7 protein-coding genes are annotated in these 5,044 nt (G+C 68.1%); 4 read left to right on the top strand and 3 right to left on the bottom strand.

All coding sequences use genetic code 11. The features are described from left to right. The coding region (locus EB75_RS28320; RefSeq protein ID WP_073698500.1) for a GTP-binding protein at nucleotides 1-1,596 on the bottom strand (1,596 nt) is incomplete at its 3' end. A gap of 68 nt (nucleotides 1,597-1,664) precedes the next feature. On the opposite strand from EB75_RS28320, the gene EB75_RS29130 reads away from it, so the two are divergent. Both EB75_RS29130 and EB75_RS28315 read left to right on the top strand, forming a co-directional pair. Next, the gene (locus EB75_RS29130) at nucleotides 1,665-1,832 is read left to right on the top strand and encodes a hypothetical protein (RefSeq protein ID WP_142239888.1); all 168 of its coding nucleotides are present in this window, start codon (nucleotides 1,665-1,667) and stop codon (nucleotides 1,830-1,832) included. An 84-nt stretch (nucleotides 1,833-1,916) separates the two neighbouring features. Further along, on the top strand, nucleotides 1,917-2,189 hold the full coding sequence (locus EB75_RS28315) for a hypothetical protein (protein WP_073698499.1): 273 nt from the start codon (nucleotides 1,917-1,919) through the stop codon (nucleotides 2,187-2,189). Here EB75_RS28315 and EB75_RS28310 read toward each other — a convergent pair. Then, nucleotides 2,183-2,569: a (deoxy)nucleoside triphosphate pyrophosphohydrolase gene (locus EB75_RS28310; RefSeq protein ID WP_073698504.1), complete on the bottom strand. Its 387-nt coding sequence runs from the start codon at nucleotides 2,567-2,569 to the stop codon at nucleotides 2,183-2,185. The two genes, EB75_RS28315 and EB75_RS28310, sit on opposite strands and share 7 nt — an antisense overlap. Before the next feature lie 146 nt (nucleotides 2,570-2,715). Between EB75_RS28310 and EB75_RS28305 the strand changes: the two genes are divergently transcribed. Then, the gene (locus EB75_RS28305; protein ID WP_073698502.1) at nucleotides 2,716-2,988 is read left to right on the top strand and encodes a 4a-hydroxytetrahydrobiopterin dehydratase; all 273 of its coding nucleotides are present in this window, start codon (nucleotides 2,716-2,718) and stop codon (nucleotides 2,986-2,988) included. Here the strand turns inward: EB75_RS28305 and EB75_RS28300 are convergent. Continuing rightward, nucleotides 2,972-4,132 carry a mannosyltransferase gene (locus EB75_RS28300; protein ID WP_286150349.1) on the bottom strand — a complete coding sequence of 387 codons (1,161 nt, stop codon included), beginning with the start codon at nucleotides 4,130-4,132 and terminating at the stop codon, nucleotides 2,972-2,974. The two genes, EB75_RS28305 and EB75_RS28300, sit on opposite strands and share 17 nt — an antisense overlap. Nucleotides 4,133-4,315: 183 nt before the next feature. Here EB75_RS28300 and EB75_RS28295 point away from each other — a divergent pair. Further along, nucleotides 4,316-5,044 (top strand): hypothetical protein (locus EB75_RS28295; RefSeq protein WP_286150348.1); only part of this gene is annotated, 729 nt, incomplete at its 3' end.

The following is a 5,044-nucleotide window of genomic DNA, read 5'->3' as shown; positions in this document are numbered from 1 at the left end:
GCGGGCCAGCTGAATCACGGGGAACGGGGTCCCGGAGCCGCTGCGGTCGGAGACCGGCGAGCCGGTGTGGCGGGCGCGGATCTCGCCGGCCCACGGGCGGTAGCCGTCGAACACGGCGTTGGCGATGCCGGTGCCGCGCGTCAGGGTCAGGAAGTCGGTGCGGAAGCCGATCAGGCCACGCGACGGCACGATGAAGTCCATACGGACCCAGCCGGCGGCGTGGTTCGTCATCTCCTCCATGCGGCCCTTTCGGGCGGCCATCAGCTGGGTGATGGCGCCGACGAACTCTTCGGGACAGTCGATGGTCATGGCCTCGAACGGCTCGTGCAGCTTGCCGTCGATCTGCCGGGTGACCACCTGTGGCTTGCCGACCGTCAGCTCGAAGCCTTCGCGGCGCATCTGCTCGACCAGGACGGCGAGCGCCAGCTCACCACGGCCCTGAACCTCCCAGGCGTCCGGCCGGCCGATGTCGACGACGCGGATCGAGACGTTACCGACGAGCTCGGAATCCAAGCGGGACTTGACCATTCGCGCCGTCAGCTTGTGGCCCGAGACCTTGCCCGCCAGCGGCGAGCTGTTGGTACCGATGGTCACCGAGATGGCCGGCTCGTCGACGGTGATGCGCGGCAGCGCGTGCGCGTGGTCCAGGTCGGCCAGGGTGTCGCCGATCATGATCTCCGACATACCCGCGACGGCCACGATGTCGCCGGCGATGGCCTCGGTGGTCGGGGTGCGTTCGACGCCGACGGTGACCAGCAGCTCGGTGATCTTGCCGGTGGTGATGACGGGCGCGCCGTCGACCTCACGCATCCAGGCCACCTGCTGGCCCTTCTTGATCTTGCCGTTGTAGACGCGGACCAGCGCCAGACGGCCGAGGAAGGCCGAGGCGTCGAGGTTCGTCACCAGCGCCTGCAGCGGCGCCTCCGGGTTGCCCTTGGGCGCCGGGATGTGCTCGAGCAGCACGTCGAACAGCGGGTCCAGGTTCTCGCTGTCGGGCACCTCGCCGTTGGCGGGCTGGACGGTCGAGGCGACGCCGGCTCGGCCCGAGGCGTACAGGGTCGGCAGGTCGAGCGCCTTCTCGGCCGCGGCCTGGGCTTCCTCGTCCAGGTCGGAGGCGACGTCGAGCAGCAGGTCGTGGCTCTCCTCGACGACCTCGGCGATGCGGGCGTCGGGCCGGTCGGTCTTGTTGACCACGAGGATGACGGGCAGGTGCGCGGCGAGGGCCTTGCGCAGCACGAAGCGGGTCTGTGGGAGCGGGCCTTCGGAGGCGTCGACCAGCAGCACGACGCCGTCGACCATGGACAGGCCGCGCTCGACCTCACCACCGAAGTCGGCGTGGCCGGGGGTGTCGATCACGTTGATGACCGTCACGGTGCCATCGGCGTGGTGCCGGTGCACCGCGGTGTTCTTGGCCAGGATCGTGATGCCCTTTTCCTTCTCAAGGTCACCCGAGTCCATGATGCGTTCGGTGGAGTCGTCACCCCGGTCCAGGGCTCCGGACTGCCGCAACATGGCATCGACGAGGGTCGTCTTGCCGTGGTCGACGTGTGCGACGATGGCGACATTTCTGAATCCGGCGCTGGCCTGCTCACTCACGCCCAAGATTGTCGCAGCGAGGGGGTCGGTTTGCGAAACTGCGGGCGTCCTGGCAAAACTGCTCATCGATGAAGGTCAGCAAGCTCGCCGGGGCTAAACCGAAGAAGAAATGCTGCCGCAGCAAGCCCCGGTGCAAGCGGTGTCCGCTGGTGCTGCACAAGGTCCAGAAGGCGGCGCACCACGGGGTCCACGGCAAGGATCTCGAGAAGGTTTACAAGCGCGCCCGCAAGGCCTGATTAATAGCGATTGACCTGCCTCTTTACGCGTTCCGCGAGTACCGTGGAAGCGTCCGTGAGAACCGGCGCGAGGAGGTCGTCATCATGACCATCTACGAAGTGTTGACCGGCGTGATCGGGTTCGTGTTGGCGCTCGGCGCCACCGCCGCGATATTCGCCGGGCTGGCCAATTGGGCAGGCGGATTCTTCGTGGTGCGGTGTGCTGCGTGTCACCATTTGGCGTTCTCCACGGTGAACAAGCCGAAGACCGATTGCCCGCATTGCAAGTACCCCGCACTGCTGCACCCGCTGTACACCGCGCAGCACGGCACCGCGATGGCGTCGGCACGCGTCGTCGGCGACAAGCTGCACTACTGAGCGAGTGCGGCCTTCAGCTCTGAGAGCCACGTGCGGTCTGCGGGCACCCAGGGCAGGTCGTCGAGTTCGGCTGCGCCCACCCAGCGCACGGCATGGTGGTCATGGGCGTGGGGCGCGTCGTCGGTCAACACCCGGTATGCCCGCAATGTGACGGTGTCGGACAACGGCACGTCCTCGCCCAGTCGCCTCCCTACAGTCACCGCGACCCCGAGTTCCTCGTGCAGTTCGCGGGCCAGCGCCTGCGCGTCGGTCTCCCCCGGCGCGACCTTCCCACCCGGCAGCTCCCAGAGGCCGGCGAGTTCCGGCGGCCGATTGCGCTGAGCGACCAGCAGTCTGGCGTCGATGATGAGCGCGCCCGCGACAACGATCACGTCGGTCAGGTTACTGGCTCGTCGCGCGTGGCGTTTGCGCGAAAACGGAAGGTCCACGATCGCGAATGTGCAGTCAGATCGCCGATTTCGCGGATCCGGCGATCTGTATGCACGCCCGCGACGTCACCGACACAGAACGGAGTACGTTCGAACCCATGGCCGTCCTCACCGATGAACAAGTAGACGCCGCACTGCCCGAAGGCTGGGAACGCGCCGACGGCGCACTACGCAGATCCGTGAAGTTCCCGGCATTCCTCGACGGCATCGACGCCGTGCGCCGGGTGGCTGTCCATGCCGAGGCCAAGGACCATCATCCGGATATCGATATTCGTTGGCGGACAGTTACTTTCGCTCTGGTCACGCATTCCGAAGGCGGCATCACCGACAAGGATGTGGCGATGGCCGAGGACATCAACGGGCTCGTCTAGCCATCCAGCCGAGCGTCACCAGCGTCATCACCGGGTAGATCAGCCCCGCCCACGCCAGGTACCACGGGCGGCTGATCACCCAGATCGTCGGCTGCGCGAAACTCAGCAGCCACGGCACGCCGACGATCATCAGCACCAGCCAGGCCCAGCGCAGCACCCGCGCGGAACCGAGAGCCGCGAACGGCCCGTGCCACAGCCACATCATCAGCGGGATCAACCACACCCAGTGGTGCGTCCACGAGATCGGCGAGAACAGCAGCCCGAACAACTGCACCACGAGCAGGGCACCGAGCCGGTCGGGCCGGTCTGGACCGTAGACGGCGCGCCAGGCGAACACGGCCACGACAGCCGTCACCAGCACCGCGATCACCACGGCCGGCTCGAAGCCGGCGTCGTGCCCGACGATCCGCGAAATCGCACCCCGCCAGGACTGGTTGAACGACGTCGCGACCGGACCGATCCGGTTGGCGTCACCCAGCAGGTCGGTGAAGTAGTAGAGCGCCTGATCGCGCAGGACGAGCCACGACACCAGGACGGTGCCGGCGAACGTGACAGCGGCGAACACCGCGGCGCCCCAACGCCGGACGCCGACGAAATAGAGCCCCGTCACCGCGGGTGTCAACTTCACTCCGGCCGCCAGTCCCACCAGCAGACCGGACCACCACCACCGCGTGCTGTAGACGGCGTAGAGCATGCCCAGCACGAGGATGACGTTGATCTGCCCGTAGTCGAATGTGCTGCGCAGTGGCTCGGTCCAGATGCCGACGGCCGTCCACGCCATGGCCAGCCGACGCGAGGGATCGACTGGATATTTCCCGTCGCTTCGCTCGCCCCGAAACCCGATGAGCCGCAAGCTGATCCACACCACACCGTAGAGCGCCGCGATGATGCCGACCTGCCAGCAGAACGCCAGCAATCCGAACGGCACGAAGTGCAGCGGATAGAACAGCACCGCCGCGAACGGCGGATAAGTGAACGGCAGCGGGAAGTCCGGGGTCTGGTCGGCGTAGACGTAGTCGTACAGCGGGTGGCCGCCGGCGAGGGTCGATGCGCCGCCGACGTAGACGTGGAGGTCGACGAAGTTGGCGCCGTTGGGCACCAGATAGGTCCAGGCGAAGCGCGCAGCGATGCTGAGCGCCAGCATCAGCGGCGCCCAGCGCAGGACTGATCGCGTGGCGGTGTTTATCGCACGACTGTAACGGTCGGTCACCCTTCGCCTTCCGATCAGTAACGGATCTATAAATGCCACACGTGTCACTTGAGTAACACCAGTAACGGAATACCTTCGGTTCTGACGCGCCACGACTGGACCGGGAGGACCCCCAAAATGCGCAACCGCACCGCTCGAAAAGTATTGACCACCAGCATGATTGCCGCCGCCGGCGCAGTCCCCATGGCGATCGCCCTGAGCGCGGTCGCAGCCGCCGACCCGGCCCCCGCGAACCCGGCACCTGTCGTGCCCGGCACGCCGCTGGTGAATGAACTCGCCCAGGCTCCGGTCCAGGCCCTGTCGGGTGTCACGCAGGCCCTGACCTCCGGCGCGCCGGCTGCCGCCCCGGCCGCTCCCGCCGCCACCGCGTCGGTGACCCTGCCGCAGAACCTGGTTCCCGGCGCCACCGCACCGGCCGCCGCGGCACCCCTTGCCGCAGCCCCGGCCGCCCCGGCCCAGGGCCTGATTCCGTCGGCCAACATCAACCTGCCGCAGATTCCGGGTTCGCCGCTGCCGCTGCCGCAGCAGATCGCCTTCCCGGGTGACCTGACCTCGCTGCTGCCGGCCGGCACCCCGTTGGCGAACATGCTGCCGAAGCCGGCCGTTGCCGCGCCGGTTGCCGCCGCGACGACCGCCACCTCGCCGTTGGCTGCCGCCACCGCACCGCTCGCGGCCGCGACCGCCCCGCTTGCCGCACCGCTCGCCGCTGCTGCCCCGGCTGCCGCCGCACCGCTGGCCGCCGCGACGGCTCCGCTCGCCGCACCGTTGGCTGCCGCTCCGGCCGCAGCGTCTCCGCTGGCCACGGCACCCGCCGCAGTGGCGGCTGCTGCTCCCGCCGCCCCAGCC

The sequence above is a fragment of the Mycobacterium sp. ST-F2 genome, from assembly GCF_001905655.1.
Lineage (GTDB): Bacteria > Actinomycetota > Actinomycetes > Mycobacteriales > Mycobacteriaceae > Mycobacterium.
Note: the sequence above shows the minus strand (reverse complement) of the source record. Positions and strands in the feature narration are given on the sequence as shown.

Bases quoted from the DNA above. Each gene is read 5' to 3' on its own strand.
- EB75_RS29130 (WP_142239888.1), top strand. From the start codon at position 1,665: ATGAAGGTCAGCAAGCTCGCCGGGGCTAAACCGAAGAAGAAATGCTGC.
- EB75_RS28315 (WP_073698499.1), top strand. From the start codon at position 1,917: ATGACCATCTACGAAGTGTTGACCGGCGTGATCGGGTTCGTGTTGGCG.
- EB75_RS28305 (WP_073698502.1), top strand. From the start codon at position 2,716: ATGGCCGTCCTCACCGATGAACAAGTAGACGCCGCACTGCCCGAAGGC.
- EB75_RS28300 (WP_286150349.1), bottom strand. From the start codon at position 4,132: ATGCTGGCGCTCAGCATCGCTGCGCGCTTCGCCTGGACCTATCTGGTG.